This is a genomic window from Nonomuraea sp. NPDC050643, from assembly GCF_040654715.1.
Classification (GTDB): Bacteria; Actinomycetota; Actinomycetes; order Streptosporangiales; family Streptosporangiaceae; genus Nonomuraea.
The window spans coordinates 1-17,719 of the sequence record NZ_JBFAIM010000010.1; the positions used below are offsets into that span (position 1 = coordinate 1).

The 17,719-nt window shown below is 73.3% G+C and carries 15 protein-coding genes; 7 read left to right on the plus strand and 8 right to left on the minus strand.

The genetic code is table 11. The annotated features are described in order from the left end of the window. Positions 1-158: 158 nt before the first annotated feature. The 3 genes from AB0I15_RS14860 to AB0I15_RS14870 are packed head-to-tail and all read right to left on the minus strand — an operon-like array spanning position 159 to position 3,355. On the minus strand, positions 159-968 hold the full coding sequence (locus AB0I15_RS14860; protein ID WP_358094870.1) for a hypothetical protein: 810 nt from the start codon (positions 966-968) through the stop codon (positions 159-161). Continuing rightward, positions 965-1,615 carry a hypothetical protein gene (locus tag AB0I15_RS14865; RefSeq protein ID WP_358094872.1) on the minus strand — a complete coding sequence of 217 codons (651 nt, stop codon included), beginning with the start codon at positions 1,613-1,615 and terminating at the stop codon, positions 965-967. The genes AB0I15_RS14860 and AB0I15_RS14865 overlap by 4 nt, the downstream gene beginning before the upstream one ends. 57 nt (positions 1,616-1,672) lie before the next feature. Beyond that, positions 1,673-3,355, minus strand: a complete 1,683-nt coding sequence (locus AB0I15_RS14870; RefSeq protein WP_358094873.1) for a metallophosphoesterase family protein — start codon at positions 3,353-3,355, stop codon at positions 1,673-1,675. Between the two features lie 224 nt (positions 3,356-3,579). On the opposite strand from AB0I15_RS14870, the gene AB0I15_RS14875 reads away from it, so the two are divergent. Then, positions 3,580-4,041 carry a hypothetical protein gene (locus AB0I15_RS14875; protein ID WP_358094874.1) on the plus strand — a complete coding sequence of 154 codons (462 nt, stop codon included), beginning with the start codon at positions 3,580-3,582 and terminating at the stop codon, positions 4,039-4,041. Here AB0I15_RS14875 and AB0I15_RS14880 read toward each other — a convergent pair. The 3 genes from AB0I15_RS14880 to AB0I15_RS14890 form a co-directional block, all read right to left on the minus strand. Next, positions 4,019-5,560 carry an FAD-dependent oxidoreductase gene (locus AB0I15_RS14880; protein ID WP_358094876.1) on the minus strand — a complete coding sequence of 514 codons (1,542 nt, stop codon included), beginning with the start codon at positions 5,558-5,560 and terminating at the stop codon, positions 4,019-4,021. The genes AB0I15_RS14875 and AB0I15_RS14880 overlap by 23 nt on opposite strands. Before the next feature lie 194 nt (positions 5,561-5,754). Beyond that, positions 5,755-8,721, minus strand: a complete 2,967-nt coding sequence (locus AB0I15_RS14885; protein WP_358094877.1) for an AAA family ATPase — start codon at positions 8,719-8,721, stop codon at positions 5,755-5,757. Between the two features lie 232 nt (positions 8,722-8,953). Next, a complete protein-coding gene (locus AB0I15_RS14890; RefSeq protein ID WP_358094879.1) occupies positions 8,954-10,129 on the minus strand; it encodes an acyl-CoA dehydrogenase family protein in 1,176 nt (391 codons plus the stop codon). 44 nt (positions 10,130-10,173) lie between these two features. Between AB0I15_RS14890 and AB0I15_RS14895 the strand changes: the two genes are divergently transcribed. Continuing rightward, positions 10,174-11,511 (plus strand): mannitol dehydrogenase family protein, encoded by a 1,338-nt coding sequence (locus AB0I15_RS14895; RefSeq protein WP_358094880.1) that lies wholly within the window; start codon positions 10,174-10,176, stop codon positions 11,509-11,511. A 96-nt stretch (positions 11,512-11,607) separates the two neighbouring features. On the opposite strand, the gene AB0I15_RS14900 is transcribed toward AB0I15_RS14895, so the two are convergent. Together AB0I15_RS14900 and AB0I15_RS14905 are read right to left on the minus strand one after the other, a co-directional pair. Next, positions 11,608-12,474: an MBL fold metallo-hydrolase gene (locus tag AB0I15_RS14900; RefSeq protein ID WP_358094882.1), complete on the minus strand. Its 867-nt coding sequence runs from the start codon at positions 12,472-12,474 to the stop codon at positions 11,608-11,610. Positions 12,475-12,536: 62 nt separating this feature from the next. After that, positions 12,537-13,382 (minus strand): PaaX family transcriptional regulator C-terminal domain-containing protein, encoded by an 846-nt coding sequence (locus tag AB0I15_RS14905; RefSeq protein WP_358094884.1) that lies wholly within the window; start codon positions 13,380-13,382, stop codon positions 12,537-12,539. 83 nt (positions 13,383-13,465) lie between these two features. On the opposite strand from AB0I15_RS14905, the gene AB0I15_RS14910 reads away from it, so the two are divergent. The 5 genes from AB0I15_RS14910 (at position 13,466) to AB0I15_RS14930 (ending at position 17,578) form a co-directional block, all read left to right on the plus strand. Further along, on the plus strand, positions 13,466-14,368 hold the full coding sequence (locus tag AB0I15_RS14910; RefSeq protein WP_358094885.1) for an SDR family NAD(P)-dependent oxidoreductase: 903 nt from the start codon (positions 13,466-13,468) through the stop codon (positions 14,366-14,368). Continuing rightward, the gene (locus AB0I15_RS14915) at positions 14,365-15,273 is read left to right on the plus strand and encodes an amidohydrolase family protein (protein ID WP_358094887.1); all 909 of its coding nucleotides are present in this window, start codon (positions 14,365-14,367) and stop codon (positions 15,271-15,273) included. The genes AB0I15_RS14910 and AB0I15_RS14915 overlap by 4 nt, the downstream gene beginning before the upstream one ends. Next, positions 15,270-15,728 (plus strand): MaoC family dehydratase, encoded by a 459-nt coding sequence (locus tag AB0I15_RS14920; RefSeq protein ID WP_358094889.1) that lies wholly within the window; start codon positions 15,270-15,272, stop codon positions 15,726-15,728. The genes AB0I15_RS14915 and AB0I15_RS14920 overlap by 4 nt, the downstream gene beginning before the upstream one ends. A 249-nt stretch (positions 15,729-15,977) precedes the next feature. Further along, positions 15,978-16,805, plus strand: a complete 828-nt coding sequence (locus AB0I15_RS14925) for an alpha/beta fold hydrolase (RefSeq protein ID WP_358094891.1) — start codon at positions 15,978-15,980, stop codon at positions 16,803-16,805. Positions 16,806-17,026: 221 nt separating this feature from the next. After that, a complete protein-coding gene (locus tag AB0I15_RS14930) occupies positions 17,027-17,578 on the plus strand; it encodes an ABATE domain-containing protein (RefSeq protein WP_358094893.1) in 552 nt (183 codons plus the stop codon). Positions 17,579-17,719 lie beyond the last annotated feature (141 nt).

Sequence of the window (17,719 nt, forward strand, 5' to 3'; positions counted from 1 at the left end):
GTCGGCCACCACGGGCAGCGCCCCGAGCATCTTCTCCACACTCGGGCCACCGAACTGCGCTCGCTGTCTCACGAGTTCCGGGACTACCGTCTCCACCAGCAACGATCAAGACACCGCGCCGGAGATGCCCCAAACATCCCGACCTGCGGAAAACGGGGCTAGGGGGTCAGGGCCGTGACGGCGGTGGCCAGGTAGAGGCAGCCGCCGATCGCCACGGCCACGCCCGCCAGCGCCGGGGTCCACGCCGTCGCCACGCGCAGCAGCCGCAGGTTCGGCACGCGGTGGCGCAGCAGCGTGGCCCCGTGCACGGTCACGATCCCGACGGCCGTGAGCGTGCCCGCCATCCCGGCGCCGAACGCCAGCACCAGCACGACGGCGTCGAACGACCGCCCGGTGAGCAGGCCGCTGACCAGCACGATGAACGCCGAGGGCGAGGGCACCAGCCCGCCGGACAGCGCCAGCGCGGTGAGCCCACGCCGCGACCACGGATCCACCGGCTCCGCATGCCCGTGGCCGTGGCCGTCGCCGTGACCGTGCCCGTGGCCATGCCCGTGTCCGTGCTCATGCCCGTGGCCGTGGCCGGATGTTCTTCGGAGGCGGAGGCGGAGGCGGAGGTGGCGGTAGGTCAGGTGGGCGCCTACCGCGATGACGACCGCGCCCGCGATCACCTGCAGCCAGGCCGTGACGGCCTTGGTGCCCACGGCGGCGCTGCTCAGCCCCACCCACGCCAGCGCGAGCGCCAGCACCGACACCGTGTGCATCAACGCGACCACCACCCCCAGCCGCAGCGCGTCGCGGTAGCGGCCCTCGGTGCCGATCAGATACGCCGCCGTCACGCTCTTGCCGTGGCCGGGCGCGACCGCGTGCAGCGCCCCCACGCCCAGCGCCACGGCCAGCATCAGCCAGAACGCGCCCGCCCCGTCGAACAGCGCGATCAGGTAGTTCTCCTGCTCGGTGGCCCCGTTCACGCGCCCGCACCCACCTGACGGCGGCGGCGTACCAGAAAGGCGGCCAGTGTGCCGAGCGCGGCCACGAGCGCCACGGCGGGCACCACGAGAGGCACCCCGCCCGCCGCCGACGGGTCGAAGCGCAGGCGGCGGGTGCCGGACGACGCGGTGAGCATCGTCCGCGCCGGGGCGGCGGGCGTCTCGGCCGTGAGCACGGTCCGGTACGCCTCGTGCAGGTCGCTCAGCGCCTCGATCCGGACGTCGACCTCCACGACCGGCTCCGCGCACGCGAAGCTGAACCGGGCGCCCTCGGCCAGCAGCCGCTCCAGCGGCGCCAGCTCCGCCGCGCAGGGCCGTCCGGCCTGGGTCACCCCGATCCGGGCCAGCAGGTAGTCGCGCACGCCTGCCGAGCGGGCCAGCTTCTGCTCGCCGGTCAGCGTGGTGTCGGCGCCCGCGGACGGGTCCCCGAACGCGCCGACCGAGCGGCCGAGCGCCACCCAGTCGTCCTCGGCGGGCAGCCAGGCGAGCGTCACGCGCGACCCGTCGGCGCCGATCCTGGCGGTGGAGGGCGGTCCGAACGGGTGCGCCGCCGCGGGTTGCGCGGCGAAGAGAGCCGAGAGGAGAACGGCGCCCGCGGCGATGAGCGGGGCGCGTTTGATGAGGGTCACGAGGTGGCTCCTGTACGGGCCCGGGTGAGGCCGGTGACCGGCCCCACCCGGGGTGGATCACTGGGTCACTTTGACGGCGGGGCTGGTGATCTTCTGGTGCTCGCTCTCCAGGTAGACCTCGTACGTGTGGCCGCTCGTCACGCCGGCCGGCACGCTGATGGTCTGCTGGACGCGGCCCAGCTCGTCGGCCTTCACCTCGCCGATCAGCGTGCCGTTCCTGCCGCCCGGCCGGCCGCCGCCGTTGCTCGCGTCGTCCTGGTCGCGCCACCACACGGTGACCTGCTCGCCCGGGTCGTAGCCGTAGGCCGAGACCCTGACCTGCTCCAGCCGCCGTACCGTGGTCTTGTCGACGGTGACCTGCTCGCCGACCGTGTTCTCGGCGGTACGCAGGTCGTTGACCGTGCGCTCGCCCTTGGCGTTCTTGCGGACCACGAACCCGTCGTGGTGCTCGCCGTTGGCGTAGCGGGCCTCGAAGGTGATGGAGTCGCCCGCCACGTCGATGAGCTGGTAGAGCTGGGTGTTCTCGCTGGTGCTGCGCACCTCGGCGCCGTTGCCGGTCCAGTTCTCGCCGCCGTTGAGCGCGTACATCTTGCCGCCCGAGACCGACACCACGTACGCGACGCCGTTGTGCACGGTCGTCGACTTGCGCGCCGCCACCTGGTTGCCGCGCCCGTACGAGTGGTCGTGGCCCTGAAGCACCAGGTCCACGCCGTACTTCTCGAAGAGCGGGGCCCACTGGGAGCGGACGTTCGGGTTGTTGCGGGTGCCGGTGGTCGAGTAGACCGGGTGGTGGAAGGTCACCACGGTCCACTTGTTCGGGTTGTCCTTCAGCAGGCCCTCCAGCCAGGAGGTCTGCGCGGCCATCAGCGCGGCGTTGCTCTGGTGGTTGGTGTCCAGGCCGATGAAGCGGACGCCCTGGTAGTCAAGGGTGTAGGCGGTCTGCTTGAGCTCGGCGTTGCCGGGCCCGTTGTCCGGGTACGGGAACTGCGGCCGCCAGAAGGCCGACAGGCCGCCGCTGTACTCGTGGTTGCCCGGGATCGAGACGTTGTTGACCTGGCCGTCGATGAACCCGCCGGCCTTGAACCACTGACCCCACTGCTCCTCGCTGTTGGCGGAGTCGATGAGGTCGCCGGCGTTGACGATCATCTTGGCCTGCGGCCGGTCCGCGAACGCCTGGCGGAACACGCGCGGCACCGCCGAGTCGATGTAGTTCTGCGCGTCGCCGTAGTAGATGAAGGAGAACGGCTCGAAGCCGGAGGCGGCCGTGGTGAAGTCGGTCCACGCGCTCCAGTTGGTGCCGTCGCCGACGCGGTAGGTGTAGCGGGTGCCGGGCTTCAGCCCGGTGAGCTCGGCCGTGTGGTACGTGGAGGCGTACCCGAGCGTGGTGTTCACCGGCGTGCTGGCCAGGGCCCTGACCGTCTTGACCGCGCCCGCCGCGGGCGCGACCTGGCCGAGCGCGCGCGGCGCCTCCAGGAACTCGGCCTGGGCGGTGTCGGCGGTGGCCTGGGCCCGCCACGACACGCGCTGGCTGGTGGCCGGCGTGGTGGTCGGGATGAGGATCATCCGGTCCGGGATGGGGGACGGCTTGTGCACCTCGGCGGCCGGGTACACGGGAGGCGCCGCCGCGCCGACGGCGGCGGGGCCGAACGCGAAGCCGACGATCAGCAGCGCACCGGCGCCGACCGCGGCGAGCTTCGCCTGCCGCGGCCTGACCGGCCACGACTTCCTGGGCTTGTTCACTTCTGGCTCTCTCCATGAGAAGCGGGGCTCGTCCACCCGCGAGCGCGGGAAATGGACGCCAGCGCATTCACCCAGGCATCCCTGACGATCACCTGTCCGGTGGCCGACCGGCGGATGAATTCACGATCGTCAAGGCGGCGGTCATCGGGCGTTGGCCCGGCGTTTCCCCGGCCGCGTCTACGATCGGCCCGGATCGTGACGCGCGAGGGCGGGAGTGAACACGTATGGCGACGACCCGCCGGTGGGGGCTGCTGCCCGCCGTCGCCGCCCTCGGCACGCTCTTCGTGGTCCCGCCCGTCCAGCCCACCGTCAAGACGGCCGGCTTCATCACCGCCGAGACGACCGGGATCCTGCTGATCGAGGGCGGTGAGTGCTTCAGCGATCCGACGTACTCGCCGGGGGCGGGGGAGCGGATCGTGCTCTACACGCCCTGCGACGGCGGGGCGGACAACCAGTCGTACGGCTTCACGCACATGCCCGACGGCCCGTACGACCGGCGGGCGCTGACGGCGTTCGGGTGGAGGAGCTGTGGCGAGCGCTATGCCGGCCTGTGGGGCGGCGTACGGGACGACCTGAAGTACTACCCGATCATGCCGACCGCCGAGACCTGGGCCGACGGAGACCGCGACGTGATGTGCGCCGTCTACCGCCCCACCGGCCGGCTCACCGCTTCGGCGCTGCCTTAGGCCGTCGCTCTCCGGCGGGTGACCACGTGGCGACGGCGGCCTCGATCTGGGCCGCGCTCACCGGCCCGTCGGCGGCCCAGGCGACGTACGCGTCCGGCCGGACCAGGACGGCGCCGGGCAGCGACGGATCCGCGGAACGAACGACGCGCAACGTGGTAGAACGCGCAGCACCGGACAGGGCTGTGCCGGGCAGGGCGGTGCCGGGCAGGGCGGTGCCGGACAGAGCGGTGTCGGGCAGGGCGGCTTTCGGCCCGATGACCAGCACGAACCGGCCGTCTCTGAGCGTTTCGTAGAGCCGCGTGCCGCCGTCGCAGTCCACATCCGGCATCCGCCGCCCCGCCCACGCGTGCTCACCCCGCGACCTCGGCGGATAGGCGATGCCGACCCCGCTGATCCGCTCGGCCATGGTGCGCCTGCGCCGCTCGAAGCGCAGCATCGCCCTGATCGCCAGCGCCTGCAGCGCGTTACGCACCCGCGAGCGGCCGAGCACGAGCCGGTTGAACAGGTCCGTCAGCCGCAGCACGCTCGCGCCGACCGGATGCCGCTCGCCCTCGTAGCCGTCCAGCAGCCACGGGGGAGCCGTGCCGCGTATCTCGGCGGCCAGCTTCCAGCCGAGGTTGATCGCGTCCTGGATGCCGGTGTTCATTCCCTGGCCGCCCAGCGGGGAGTGCACATGCGCGGCGTCACCGGCCAGGAAGACCCGCCCCACCCGATATCGGGCGGCCTGACGACGCTCGCTGAGGAAACGGGTGCTCCAGCGCTGCGGTCCCATCCCGAAGTCGTCGCCCGCGATCCGGTCGAACGCGTCGGTCATCTCCGCCAGCGTGACCGGCTCGCGAAGCGGCACCCGGTCGCGCCGCTTGTCCCACGCGATGGCACGGAACCAGCCGTCGCCGAACGGCACCGCGATCACCGCGCCCTCGACGCCGGTCCTGGCGAACAGCGCGTCCGTGGGCGGCCTGGAGAGCCGCACGTCGGCCAGCAGGATGTGGGTCTCGTACTGCTTGCCGACGAAGTCGACGCCGAGCAGGCGGCGTACGGAGCTGTGGGCGCCGTCGCAGCCCACCACGTAGCGCGCCCGCTCGGAGCGGCCGTCGCCCGTCTCCACCGTGACACCCTCGTCGTCCTGCCGGAGGGCGGTGACCTCGGCCCCGGGGACGATCTCCACGCCCAGCTCGGCGGCGCGCTCCCGCAGCACCAACTCGGTGCCGCTCTGCGGGACGATCGCCAGCATCGGGAAGCGGCCGGCGAGTATGCCCAGGTCCAGCGTGGCGCCGGGAACGGGGGCCAGCCGCCGGACCGGAGTCCCGCGTTCCAGCACCCCGCCGGCCAGCCCGCGCGCGTCGAGCAGTTCGAGGGTGCGGGCGTGCACGGCGAAGGCCCTGGTGAGGTTGGACTGGTCGGTACGGCGCTCCAGGACGCGGCACCGCACACCGGCCAGCGCGAGCTCGCACGCGAGCATGAGCCCGGTGGGCCCGGCGCCGACCACGACGACGTCGGCGGAGAACGTGGGACGCATGATGTGCTCCCTCAGGTCGGGGCGCGGGCCGTTGCCCGCGGTTCCCCGTCACCATGCCTGCGGCGGGTCCCACGTCGAATCCGTGAGGTCCACAGTCCCCGGCTCACCAGCCGCCCACGGTTCCTCGCGGTCACGGTTCCTCGCGGTCACGGCTCCTTTCGGTCTCTGGTCCTCGCCGTCGCGGCTTCTCGCGGTCAGAGCTCTTCCAGGTCCAGCCGGGCCAGGTCGATGCGGGAGGTGATGCCGAGCTTGGTGAAGACCTTGCTGAGGTGGTATTCGACGGTGCGCCGGCTGAGGAACACGGCGGCGGCGATCTCCGGGTTGGAGGCGCCACGGCCGGCGTACTCGGCGATCTGACGCTCCTGCGGGGTCAGCCGGGCGAAGGCGGTGGGGTCGCGGCGGCGCGCGGTCTCGCCGCTGGCGCGCAGTTCGGCCCGCGCGCGTTCGGCCCACGGCACGGCTCCCAGCCGCTCGAACGTCTCCAGCGCGGCGCGCAGCCTGGTCCTGGCCTCGCCCCTGCGTTTGGCCCGACGCAGGGCCTCCCCGCACAGGAAGTCCGTACGCGCCCGGTCGAACGGTCGGGGCTCGGGGGCCAGGAGGGCGAGCGCCTCCTCGTACCGGTCGAGGGCCGTGGGCAGGCCGTCGAGCAGAGCCCGGCAGCGGGCCGAGGCCGCCAGCGCCCACGGCATGTCCACGCGCGCCGCCCACTGGTCGTACGCCTCGTACTGCGCCACCGCCAGCTCCGGCCGCCCCGCGCGGACCGCGGCCTCGACCAGGTCGGGCGTGGACCACAGCCGCAACGCCGGATGCCCGGTCGCGCCGGAGAGTTCGAGCAGGTGGGCGAGCGCCGCCTCCGGGCGGGCGTGCCCGAGTTCGAGCAGGCCGAGCGCCCAGGTGGCCAGCGCGCTGATCAGACGGATGTCGCGGGCCGCCGCGCCGGCCAGGGCCCGCTCCGCGTGGGCGCGGCAGCGCTCGTCGTCACCTCTGACGGCGGCGGCCAGCGCCAGGATGCCCAGGTGGTGCACCACGGCCTCGTCCTGCCCGATCTCCTCGGCGAGCCGCAGCCCCTCCGCGGCGCCGGCCTCGGCGTCGTCCGGCCTGCCGAGCAGCAGCTCGGAGAAGGCCAGGCGGTCGAGCATGGTGGTGAGCGCCCCCAGCGCGCCCGCGCGGCGAGCGGACTCCACCGCGCGCTGGTGCACCGCCCTTGCCATGCTCTGGTCGCCGAGGTAGAGGGCGGCCCTGCCCACCCACAACAGCGCGGCCGGATCGTCCACCCCCTTCGCCGCCGCCACGACCGCGCGCAACTCCCGCGCCCCGGCGGCCCAGTCGCCGCTGAAGACGGCGGCGGTGCCGGTCAGCATCCGTACGATCGGGTCGTCGGACGGCCCGATCCCCGCCGCCAGCCGTCCCACCTCCACCACCCTTGAGGCGTCCCCGCTGAAGGAGGCCGCCTCGGCCGCCAGCACCAGCGACCGCAGGGCGGCGGGCCCGTCCGCCGCGTGCGCGGCACTCTCCACCAGCACCTCGTACGCCGACTCCGGCGCACCGCACCGCAACTCGATCAACCCCCGAAGCTGCAACAACTCGGCCCGCTGCCCTGCGGGACCGGTCGAGAGATTCACGCTCGGCACGGAGGGGCCGGTCGGGGGGTTCGTGCTTGGTGCGGTGGGGTCGTTCGGGGGGTGTGGGTGTGGGTGTGATGTGGAGGGGGCGGCCGGGGGGTTCGTGTGCTGAGCGGGGGGTTCGATCAGGGGCTCCGCGTGGAGCAGCAGGGCGGTGGCGCGTAGGGGGTTGCCCGCGCTCCAGAACGCGTGTGCGGCGGCCACCAGCCGGCGCCCCCGTACTGCGGCGGACGGGGTGAGCTCGGCCGCCCGCTCCAGCGCGGTGGCGGACGCCGCCGGACCACCGCGCCGCGCGGCTCTCCCCGCGGACTCCTCCAGCGCCCCGGCCACGCTCTCGTCAGGGCCGATGGCCGCCGCGGCGAGGTGCCAGGCGCGCCGGTCCGGCTCGTCCGACTCCTCCAGCGCCCGCGCCAGCGCGACGTGCACGGCCCGCCGGGCGGCGAAGGTCGCGTGCTGGTAGGCGGCGGAGCGCATCAGCGGATGGCGGAAGAGGAGCCGCCCGTCCCCGACCGTCACCAGGCCGGCCTGCTCGGCGGCCTGCAGCGCGGGCAGCCCGCTGCCGAGCGCGGCTGCGGCGGGCAGGATGACCTTGAGGTCGCCGGTGTCGTCCGCGGCGGCCACTTCGAGCAGCCGGTTGGTCGCCGGGGCCAGGTGGGTGAGCCGGTCGGTGAACAGGCGGGCCGTCTCGCTCCCGATGAGCAGCGGGTCGGGGAGCGGGCGCCGCCCGGCGAGTTGCTCAGGGGTGAGTGCCGCGGGCAGTTCGAGCAGCGCCAGCGGGTTGCCCGCCGTGTGGGTGACGATGTGGCGGCGTACGCCGGGGGCGAGCGTGGGGAGGCGGTCGCTGAGCAGGGTCTCGGCGGTGGCCGGGTCGAGCCCTTCGAGCCGGAGCGAGGGGAGCCCTGGGGCGGCGAACGTACGCTGCTCTCCTTCGCGGGCGGCGAACAGCAGCGCCACACCCTCCGCTTCCAGGCGCCGCGCGGCGAACAGCAGCGCGTCCGCCGACGGGCCGTCGAGCCAATGGGCGTCGTCCACCAGGCAGAGCAAACCGCGCTCGCCACTGAGCTCCCCGAGCAGGGTCAGTACGCCGGCCGCCACCAGGAACCGGCTCTCCTCCCGCCCGATCACCGACCCTTGCTCCTGCGGCTGACCCCGCGGCTGGTCCGACCCGTGGTTCCGCGCCTGGTCCTGCGCCTGGTTCTGCGCCTGGTTCTGCGGCTGGTTCTGCGGCGCCCCGGGGCCGGGTGCCAGGCCGAGGGCGGTGCGTAGCGCGGCGGACTGGGGGGCGGGCAGCAGGTCCAGGTCGGGGCCGACGTGGTGGAAGAGCTGGTGCAGCGCCGCGAACGGCAGCTCCACCTCCGACTCGACACCGCACGCCCGCAGCACCCGTGACGTCCCCGCGTGCTCGGCCGCGTAGCCGAGCAGGGCCGACTTGCCGATCCCGGCCTCGCCGCGGATCACCAGCGCGGCGCTCCGGTGCTCCCGCACGCCTGCGAGCAGCGCGTTCAGCCGCGCGCATTCACCGTGCCGGCCGGGCAACATGCGCCGATCGTAAGCCACTTCCCCCGCTCGCGAACCCCGCCGCCGGGCACGTCGGCCAACACAAGCGGAACCCGCCACGGTCGATCGGTGCTCACGTCCAAGAACGCGCCACGGCCGCCCGGCGCTCACGTCCGGGAACGCGCCGCAGGTGGACCGGCGCTCACGTCCGGAACCCGCCGCAGCCCACCGGCGCTCGTCCGGGAGCTCGGCGCGGAGGATCGGCGCATCGCCGTCAGACGAAGGCGCTGTGGCCCGTGATGGCGCGTCCCACGATGAGCGTGTTGATCTCCCGGGTCCCCTCGTAGGAGTAGATCGCCTCGGCGTCCGCGACGAACCGGCCGATGTCGTAGTCGAGGATGATGCCGTTGCCCGCCAGCAGTTCCCGCGCCCACCCGACGACCTGGCGCATCTGGGTGGTGCAGTACGCCTTGGCCAGGGCGGAGCTCTCGTCGCGGTAGATCCCGGCGTCCTGCAGTTGCGCCAGGCGTACGACCATCCCCAGGCAGGCGGTGGCGTTGCCGAGCATCCTGACCAGGAGATCCTGGACGAGCTGGAACTTGGCGATGGGCCGGCCGAACTGCTCGCGCTCCTTGGCGTAACGCAGCGCGATCTCGTAGGCGGCGATCATGATGCCGCACGCCTGCCAGGCCACCCCGCTCCGCGTCCTGCGCAGGATCTTGGCGGTGTCGCGGAACGAATCGGCCTGCTGCAGCCGGTTCGTCTCGGGGACGCGGCAGTCCCGCAGGGTGATGTCGGCGTTCTGGACCGTGCGCAGCGCCATCTTGTTCTCGATCTTAATGGCGGTGAAGCCGGGGGTGCCCTGTTCGACGACGAAGCCCTTGACGTGTCCGTCCTCGGTGTCGCGCGCCCACACCACGATGAGGTCGGCGAACGTGCCGTTGCCGATCCAGCGTTTGGCGCCGTCCAGCACCCACGTGTCGCCCTCGCGCCTGGCCGTGGTGCGCATCCCGCCCGACACGTCCGAGCCTCCCTCCGGCTCGGTCAGCGCGAACGCACCGATCTTCTCCATCCTGCTCATCTCGGGCAGCCAGCGCCGCCGCTGCTCCTCGGAGCCGCAGGTGGCGATGCTGCCCATGGCCAGGCCGGTGTGCACGCCGAAGAACGTGGCCATCGACGGGTCCGCGTGCGCCATCTCCAGCGCCAGGAACCCGCTCAGCAGGCCGCTGGGCCGTGGCCCCGGGCACTCGGGGTGGGCGAGCCCGGCGATGCCCAGCCCGGCGTACCCCTTCACCAGGTCGAGGGGGAACTCCGCGCGCGCCCAATAGTGGTTCGCGACAGGCACGACGTTCTCCTTGAGGAACGCGCGCACGCGGAGCAGGATCTCGCGCTCGTCGGCGGCGAGCAGGTTCTCGAACTCGTAGAAATCTCCGGTCAGCAGCTCAGACATGGCATTCGGGTACCCCAGGCGGGCGGTCCTATCCTGGGACGACTGTGACATCGATCCTGAACCGCGCCGCCATCGCCCGCCCCGCCGCCCCGGTGCGCATCCTGCACCTGGGGCTGGGCGGGTTCTTCCGCGCCCATCAAGCCTGGTACACCGAGCACGCCCCCGACTCCGCCGCCTGGGGCATCGCCGCCTTCACCGGCCGCAGCACCCGCATCGCCGAGCGGCTGGCCGCCCAGGACGGGCTCTACACGCTGGTCACCCGGGCCCGCGACGGCGACGCCTTCGAGGTGATCGGCTCGGTCACCGACGTACGCCCCGGCGGCGACCACGGCACCTGGCTGGCGTACTGGCGGCGGCCCGAGCTGGCCGTGGTCACGCTCACGGTCACCGAGGCGGGCTACACGCGCGGCCCCGGGGGAGGGCTCGACCTGACCTGGCCGGAGGTGGCCGCCGACGTCGCCGCCCTGCGCGCGGACCCCGGGGCGCCGGTCGGCACGGCGGCCGGCCGCCTGGTGGCCGGGCTGGTCGCGCGGCGGCACACCGGGGGCGGGCCGGTGGCGATCGTGTCGTGCGACAACCTGCCCGGCAACGGCGAGGTGACCGCCCGGGTGGTCGAGGAGCTGGCCGAGGCGGCCGGGCTGCGGGCCGGCGGCCACTACGTGACCACGATGGTGGACCGGATCACGCCGTACCCGGAAGAGGAGGACGCCCTGGTGGTGGCCGGTGCCACCGGACGGGCCGACGCCGCGCCCGTGGTGACCGAGCCGTTCACGGAGTGGGTGCTCAGCGGGGACTTCCCGGCGGGCAGGCCGCGCTGGGAGGAGGCGGGCGCCCGGTTCGTGGCCGACCTGACCGCGTACGAGGAGCGCAAGCTGTGGCTGCTCAACGGCGGGCACTCCCTGCTCGCCTACGGCGGTTCCCTGCGCGGGCACGCCACGGTGGCCGAGGCCGTCGCCGACCCGGTGTGCCGGGCCTGGCTCGGGGAGTGGTGGGCCGAGGCGTCACGCCACCTGGACTTCCCCGAGCGGGAGCTGGAGGCGTACCGGGCGGCGCTGCTGGAGAGGTTCGCCAATCCGCGCATCCGGCACACCCTCGCCAAGATCGCCGAGCACGGGTCGCTGAAGGTGCCCGTGCGCGTCCTGCCCGTGCTCCGCGCCGAGCGGCGGTGCGGCAGGCTGCCCGCCGGGGCCGTCCGCGTGCTCGCGGCCTGGCTGCTGCACCTGCGCGGCGATGGCGTCCCGGTACGTGACGCCACCGCGCCGTCCGCCGCCGGGCCGCTGCCCGAGGCCGTACGTGGCCTCCTGACCTGGCTCGACCCGGCACTGGCGGCCGACACCGACCTGGCCGAGGCCGTCACACGCGAGGCCGGGGAACTCGCCTGACGGCTCAGAGCCGCACGGCCTCCCACTGAGAGGCCGCACGGCCTGACGCTGAGAGGCCGCACGGCTGGGCGGCGGAGGGCCGCACGGCATGGCGGCTCAGGGCCGCACGGTCTGCCATTCGAAGGCGTCGCCGTACCGTCTGACCCGGCCGAGCCCGGGGAACGGCAGGTGGTAGGCGTGCACGAGCAGGTTCTCGTCGGCCGCCCACTCGAGGATCCGCCGCCGGCTGCGTACGGAACGCTCGGCGTCGAGGTCCCACGGCGTGCGCCACCCGGGATGCCTGAGCTGGAGCGGGTCGTAGAAGGAGTCGCCCACGCACAGCAACCGCTCGCCCCGGGACTCCAGCAGGACCGCCGTGTGGCCCGGGGTGTGGCCGGCCGCGTCCACGGTGCGCAGGCGCGGCAGGATCTCGACGCCGTACTCGACGGGGTGCAGCCGCTCGCCGAACAGCCTGATCGCCTCCAGCGCGGCCCCGCGCTCGAGGCCCGGCAGGGAGGAGGCCACCGAGTCCGTCCAGAACGCGACCTCCGCGGTGTGCGCGAACGCGGTCGCCTCGGGGAACGTCGGCTCGCCCGACCAGACGGCCCCGCGGGAGTGGTCCTCGTGCAGGTGCGTGAAGACGACGGCCGTCAGGTCGGACGCGCTGTAGCCGGCCTCGCCTAGCCGTTCGGTGAAATGGCCGACCAGTGGGGAGAGGTAGGGCCCGTAGCCGAGGAAGCTCCGGCCCAGCCCGGTGTCGATCACCGCGAGCCCGCCCGGGGTCTCCACGCACAGGCAGTTGTAGGCGGCGGTCAGCGTGGCCCTGCCGGTCCCTTCCCGGGCCACGGCCTCGCGCAGCTCCTGCTCGGGCACGCCCGAGTCAGGGGTGAAGAACGTCTCCAGCGGCGGCTCCCAGGGCGGCTCCGGCTGCCCGTCGCTGATGACCAGGCAATTGAGCTCTCCGAGCGCGAACCGACTCCACATGACCGACACCCTAGGTTCTCCGGCCGCCCGCACCTGACTACCGGCGCGCGGGGCGACCGGCGTCAGGCGCCCGGCTGCTGGACGGCCAGCTCGTCGAGCAGCCCGGCGGACAGCGCTCGCGCGGGCCCCTCGTACGCGCGGGCCAGGGTGTGGAAGACCTGCTCGGCCCGGATGGCCGGCCAGTCGGGCGGCAGGTGCTCGGCGGGCAGGTGCGGATCCTGGCGGACGAGCTGCAACCAGTCGGTGTGCAGCGTGAGCTGGCGGGCCAGGTCGTCGGGCAGCGCGGGCAGCGGCCGGGGGGTGTCCCAGCGCTCCAGGAAGGCGCGGTAGCGCTCGGCGATCTGCTCGGTGTCGAACGCCCGGCGCACGAGGTCGGCCGACTCGGTCGGCTTGAGCGCGCGGGCGGCCAGCACGGTGACGTGGTCGTGCAGCCCGAGCGCGGTGACGATGGCGCTCACGTCCTTGGTGCCGGGAGCGATCCACATGCCGCCCAGCAGCGGCCCGAACCCGGCCCAGACGAGCTGTGAGCGCAGGTCGTGACGGGTGCTGCGGCGGCTGTCGGGCAGGGAGAAGCCGACCAGCGTCCAGGTGCCGTCCCAGCCGCGGTTGACCGCGCCGGTCTCCCAGACCCGCCGCCGGCCGTCCTCCAGCACCCCGGCCGCGTACGCGGTCAGCCCGAAGTACGTCCTGCGCCCCCGCCGATGCCGCGCCAGCAGCCCCCGCTTGACCATCCGGGTGAGCGTGGAGCGCACCGCCTCCTCCGACAGCCCCAGCCGGGCGAACAGGCCGATGACGCTGCCCGAGTAGACGGCGAGGTCGCGGCCCAGGACGTAGATGCCGAGAAAGCTGAACATCAACGACTGCGGGCGGGCGGACTGCCCCGGGTCGTCTCCCTCACTGAGCGTCACAAGGAGAGGGTAGACGGATTCGCGATACTGGGCAAAACTCTGACGAGAGTTACGAAAGTGCCCGAAATCGAGAGGTGGCGTGGATGGATCTGTCCGGGAAAGTAGCCGTGGTCACGGGGGCCGGTCGCGGCCTCGGCCGCGCGTACGCCGAGGCGCTGGCCTCCTCCGGCGCGGCCGTCGTCGTCAACGACGTGAACGCGGAGGCCGCCGCCGGCACGGTCGGCGCGATCACCGCCGCCGGCGGGCGCGCGGTCGCCGCGGACGGGGCCGTGGGCGGCACCGAGGTCGCCGAGCGGCTGGTCGCGACGGCAGTCGAGCGGTACGGGCGGCTGGACGTGATGGTCACCAACGCGGGCGTGCTGCGCGACCGGATGTTGTGGAAGATGTCCGACGACGACTTCGACACGGTGATCGACGTGCACCTGCGCGGCACGTTCACCTGCGCCCGCGCCGCCGCCGTACGGATGCGCGAGCAGGGCGAGGGCGGCCGGCTGATCCTCATCTCCTCCCCGGCCGGGCAGCGCGGCAACCTCGGGCAGACGAACTACGCCGCGGCCAAGGCGGGCATCGTCGCGATGGCCCGTACGTGGGCGATGGAGCTGGCCAGGGCGCGCGTCACCGTCAACGCCGTGGTCCCGGTGGCGGCCACCGAGATGACCAAGACCATCCCCGCCTTCGCGCCGATCCTCGCGGAGGCCGAGCGCACCGGCGGCCCGCTGCCCGCCTGGCTGCGCAGGGACGAGGGCATGGGCACGGCCGAGGACGTCGCCGGGCTCATCGTCTACCTGGCCTCCGACGCCTCGGCCGGGGTGACCGGGCAGGCCATCGGCATCGGCGGCGACCGGCTCGCGCTCTGGTCGCACCCGGCCGAGAAGGCCGTCGCCCACGCCGACGGCGGCTGGAGCGCCGAGGCGATCGGGGCCGCCTGGGGCGCCTTCGAGCCGGAGACGTACGGCATCCCCGCCCCGAAGGCGCCCGTGTCATGAACGCCGACGCCATGAACGCCGGTGCCATGAACGTTCGCGAGCTTGTCGCGATCGACGTCCACACGCACGCCGAGATCTCCAAGGACGGGCACGGCTCGCTCAGCCCCGCGCTGTTCGGCGCGTCGGAGGAGTACTTCGGCGCGCACGAGCGGCCGACCGTCGCCCAGATGGCCGCCTACTACCGGGAACGCAAGATGGCCGCGGTGGTGTTCACCGTGGACGCCGAGCACGCCACCGGCCATCCCCGCATCTCCAACGAGGAGATCGCCGAGAGCTGCGCCGAGCACGCCGACGTGCTGATCCCGTTCGCCAGCGTGGACCCGTGGAAGGGCCGGGCGGGTGCCCGTGAGGCCCGCCGCCTGATCACCGACCACGGCGTGCGCGGCTTCAAGTTCCACCCGAGCATCCAGGGCTTCGCCCCCGACGACCCGATGGCCTACCCCCTGTACGAGGTCATCGAGGAGCTCGGCGCCATCGCCCTGTTCCACACCGGCCAGACCGGCATCGGCGCGGGCGTGCCGGGCGGGGGCGGCATCCGGCTGAAGTACTCCAATCCGATGCTGGTCGACGACGTGGCCGTGGACTTCCCGAACCTCCGGATCATCCTGGCCCACCCCTCGTTCCCCTGGCAGGACGAGGCCCTCGCGGTCGCCACGCACAAGCCGTACGTGCACATCGACCTGTCCGGCTGGTCGCCGAAGTACTTCCCGCCCCAGCTCGTCCGCTACGCCAACACGCTGCTCAAGGACAAGGTCCTGTTCGGCTCCGACTACCCGGTCATCACCCCGGACCGCTGGCTGGCGGACTTCGCCAAGCTCGACATCAAGCCCGAGGTCCGTCCCAAGATCCTCAAGGACAACGCCGCCCGCCTGCTCGGCCTGACCCCCAAGGAGACCCAGGAATGACGACCACCGTGCACGGCCTCGCCGAGCTGAAGGCGCTCGCGGGCCAGGACCTCGGCCACAGCTCCTGGCTGGAGATCACCCAGGACCGGGTGAACCTGTTCGCCGAGGCCACCGACGACCACCAGTGGATCCACACCGACGCCGAGAAGGCCAAGGACGGCCCCTTCGGCGGCACCATCGCCCACGGCTACCTGACCGTCGCCCTGCTCATCCCGCTCTTCACCGAGGTGCTCACGATCGAGGGCGTCGCGATGAGCATCAACTACGGGCTGGACAAGCTGCGCTTCCCCAGCCCGGTCAAGGTCGGCGCCAGGATCCGGCTCGCCGCCACGGTCGTCTCCGTCGAGGACGTGCCCGGCGACGGCGTCCACCTGGTCGTCGACCTCACCGTCGAGATCGACGGCGTGGCCAAGCCGGCCTGCGTCGCCCGCGCCCTCTACCGCCACTACGCCTGACCGAACGAAGCCCCGCCAGGTCCCACGCCCTGACGGACCGGTCCAGTCGCGTCGCGCCGTGACCTCCCGCTGACGGCCACCGCCGCCGGCCTCGGAGCTCCGCGACTTCGGGCTGACCGGGGTGGCCCAGGTACAAGATGCGCCGGCGTTTCGAGCTCGGCCGCGGCCTGCCGCGCAGCGCCTCGGGGAGGGTTCGCAAGCCCGCCCCGCGCGCCGGGCGTATCGTGGGGGCGACGACGGCGGTGGGACATGGCTGACAGCGGTGCGACGGTCGCATCCGGGCTTCTGCGTGACCGGCATCCCTACGTACGCTTCGGCTCGGGGTCGCGCGCGCTGGTCGTGCTGCCGGGCATGGCCCTCGACAACGACGTCCCCGGCCGGCTGACCACCTGGGCGTACGCCCGCGGTTTCCATGCGCTAGCCGCGGAGCACACCGTGCACATCATCGGCCGCGGCCAGGGGTTGAAGCCGGGGACGAGCACGAGCGATCTCGCGAACGACTACGCCGCCGTGCTCGGCGACGGCGACGGCGACGGCCTCGGCCCGGCAGTGATCATGGGCCTGTCCACCGGCGGGCTGATCGCCCAGCACCTCGCCCTCGACCACCCGCACCTGGTCGACCGCCTCGTCCTCGTCGTCACCGGAGCCCGCCTGGCCCCGCCGGGCCAGGAGATCTGCCGTCACTGGCAGGCGCTGGCCGCCGCACGGCGGTGGCGGAGCCTGCGCGGCGACCTGGCGGCCGCCGCGATCGACGGCGCCGCCGCGCAGCGCCTGGCGCGGCTGGCCGGAGCCCTGGCGGGCGGCAGAGCGCCGTCGGCCGTCCACGAGGCGGACTTCGCGGCCACCGTCGGCGCCGTCCTGGCCCACGACACCCTCGACCGGCTCGGCTCGCTCACCACGCCGACGCTGCTCATCGGGGGCGCGCAGGACCCGTTCTTCCCGGCGGCCGGCCTGCGCGAGACCGCCGCCGCGATCCCCGGCGCCACGCTCCACGTCCATGATCACACCGGCCACGGTCTGCCCAAGAGCCGGGCCCGCGGCATGCTGGCAGAAACGCTGGAGTTTCTGCGACGATGATTGATCGATGGGCGGGGATTTCCCGAAAGGGCGGAATGTGACCGCCACCGGGCCTGGTGCCGGTCGGGGCGTGGCGGCCGGAATGTGAAATCGACCGCCCCACGGAAATCGACCTGAGCGTTCCCGGCCTCATCGGCGCGGTCGGGCACCTCGGCGCCTGACCTCGCCCCGACCGCCGGCCCCGATTGCCAGCGTCAGAAATCACCTGTCAAACTGGTGATGTGGACCATGTCTTCCTGTGCGGCAACCCCGCCCTCGACTTCGCCGCGACGCTGCGTGCCCGCCGCACCGTGCGTTTCGAGACGCTCGACGCCCCGTCGCGTCTCGACTCCTGGTACGTGGCGTCCGGCATCGTCGACATCGTCTCCGCCGGTCAAGAGCCCGACCTCGTCCGCGCGGTGGCGGTGCGCGAGGCCATCTACGCCCTGGTCACCGCCCGTCTCGCCGGTGCGGGCTATGACGGCGCGGCGCTCGCGCTGGTCAACGAGGCGGCGCGGATGCCGCCCGCGACCCCCCAGCTCACCGCCGGAGGCCGGCGGACCGAGGCGACCCCGGCACAGGCCCTGTCCACGGTGGCGCGGCACGCCATCGAGGTGCTCAGCGGGCCCGACGTGCCGCTCATGAAGGAGTGCGCCAACCCCGAGTGCACCAAGGTCTTCATCGACCGCTCGCGCGGGGGGCGCCGCGAGTGGTGCGGGATGGACCCCTGCGGCAACAAGATCAAGGCGGCGGCCTACCGGGCCCGCAAGAAGGAGGGGGCCGGCGCGGGTTGACACGGCACCAGATGGTGGCTGCTAGGGTGAAAAACGCTCGTAGGCGTAACCAAAGGGGAGACCAGACATGGCAGGTGACGACGACATCTCCGGGTGATACCGGAAGTGATCGGCCCACGGCCGGCGTGCGCTGTCGCCGCC

What these genes read in the sequence shown, in the direction of transcription:
- AB0I15_RS14920 (WP_358094889.1), top strand. Translation starts at nt 15,270, where the DNA reads ATGACGACCACCGTGCACGGCCTCGCCGAGCTGAAGGCGCTCGCGGGC.
- AB0I15_RS14885 (WP_358094877.1), bottom strand. Translation starts at nt 8,721, where the DNA reads ATGTTGCCCGGCCGGCACGGTGAATGCGCGCGGCTGAACGCGCTGCTC.
- AB0I15_RS14875 (WP_358094874.1), top strand. Translation starts at nt 3,580, where the DNA reads ATGGCGACGACCCGCCGGTGGGGGCTGCTGCCCGCCGTCGCCGCCCTC.
- AB0I15_RS14925 (WP_358094891.1), top strand. Translation starts at nt 15,978, where the DNA reads ATGGCTGACAGCGGTGCGACGGTCGCATCCGGGCTTCTGCGTGACCGG.
- AB0I15_RS14915 (WP_358094887.1), top strand. Translation starts at nt 14,365, where the DNA reads ATGAACGCCGACGCCATGAACGCCGGTGCCATGAACGTTCGCGAGCTT.
- AB0I15_RS14910 (WP_358094885.1), top strand. Translation starts at nt 13,466, where the DNA reads ATGGATCTGTCCGGGAAAGTAGCCGTGGTCACGGGGGCCGGTCGCGGC.
- AB0I15_RS14880 (WP_358094876.1), bottom strand. Translation starts at nt 5,560, where the DNA reads ATGCGTCCCACGTTCTCCGCCGACGTCGTCGTGGTCGGCGCCGGGCCC.
- AB0I15_RS14900 (WP_358094882.1), bottom strand. Translation starts at nt 12,474, where the DNA reads ATGTGGAGTCGGTTCGCGCTCGGAGAGCTCAATTGCCTGGTCATCAGC.
- AB0I15_RS14890 (WP_358094879.1), bottom strand. Translation starts at nt 10,129, where the DNA reads ATGTCTGAGCTGCTGACCGGAGATTTCTACGAGTTCGAGAACCTGCTC.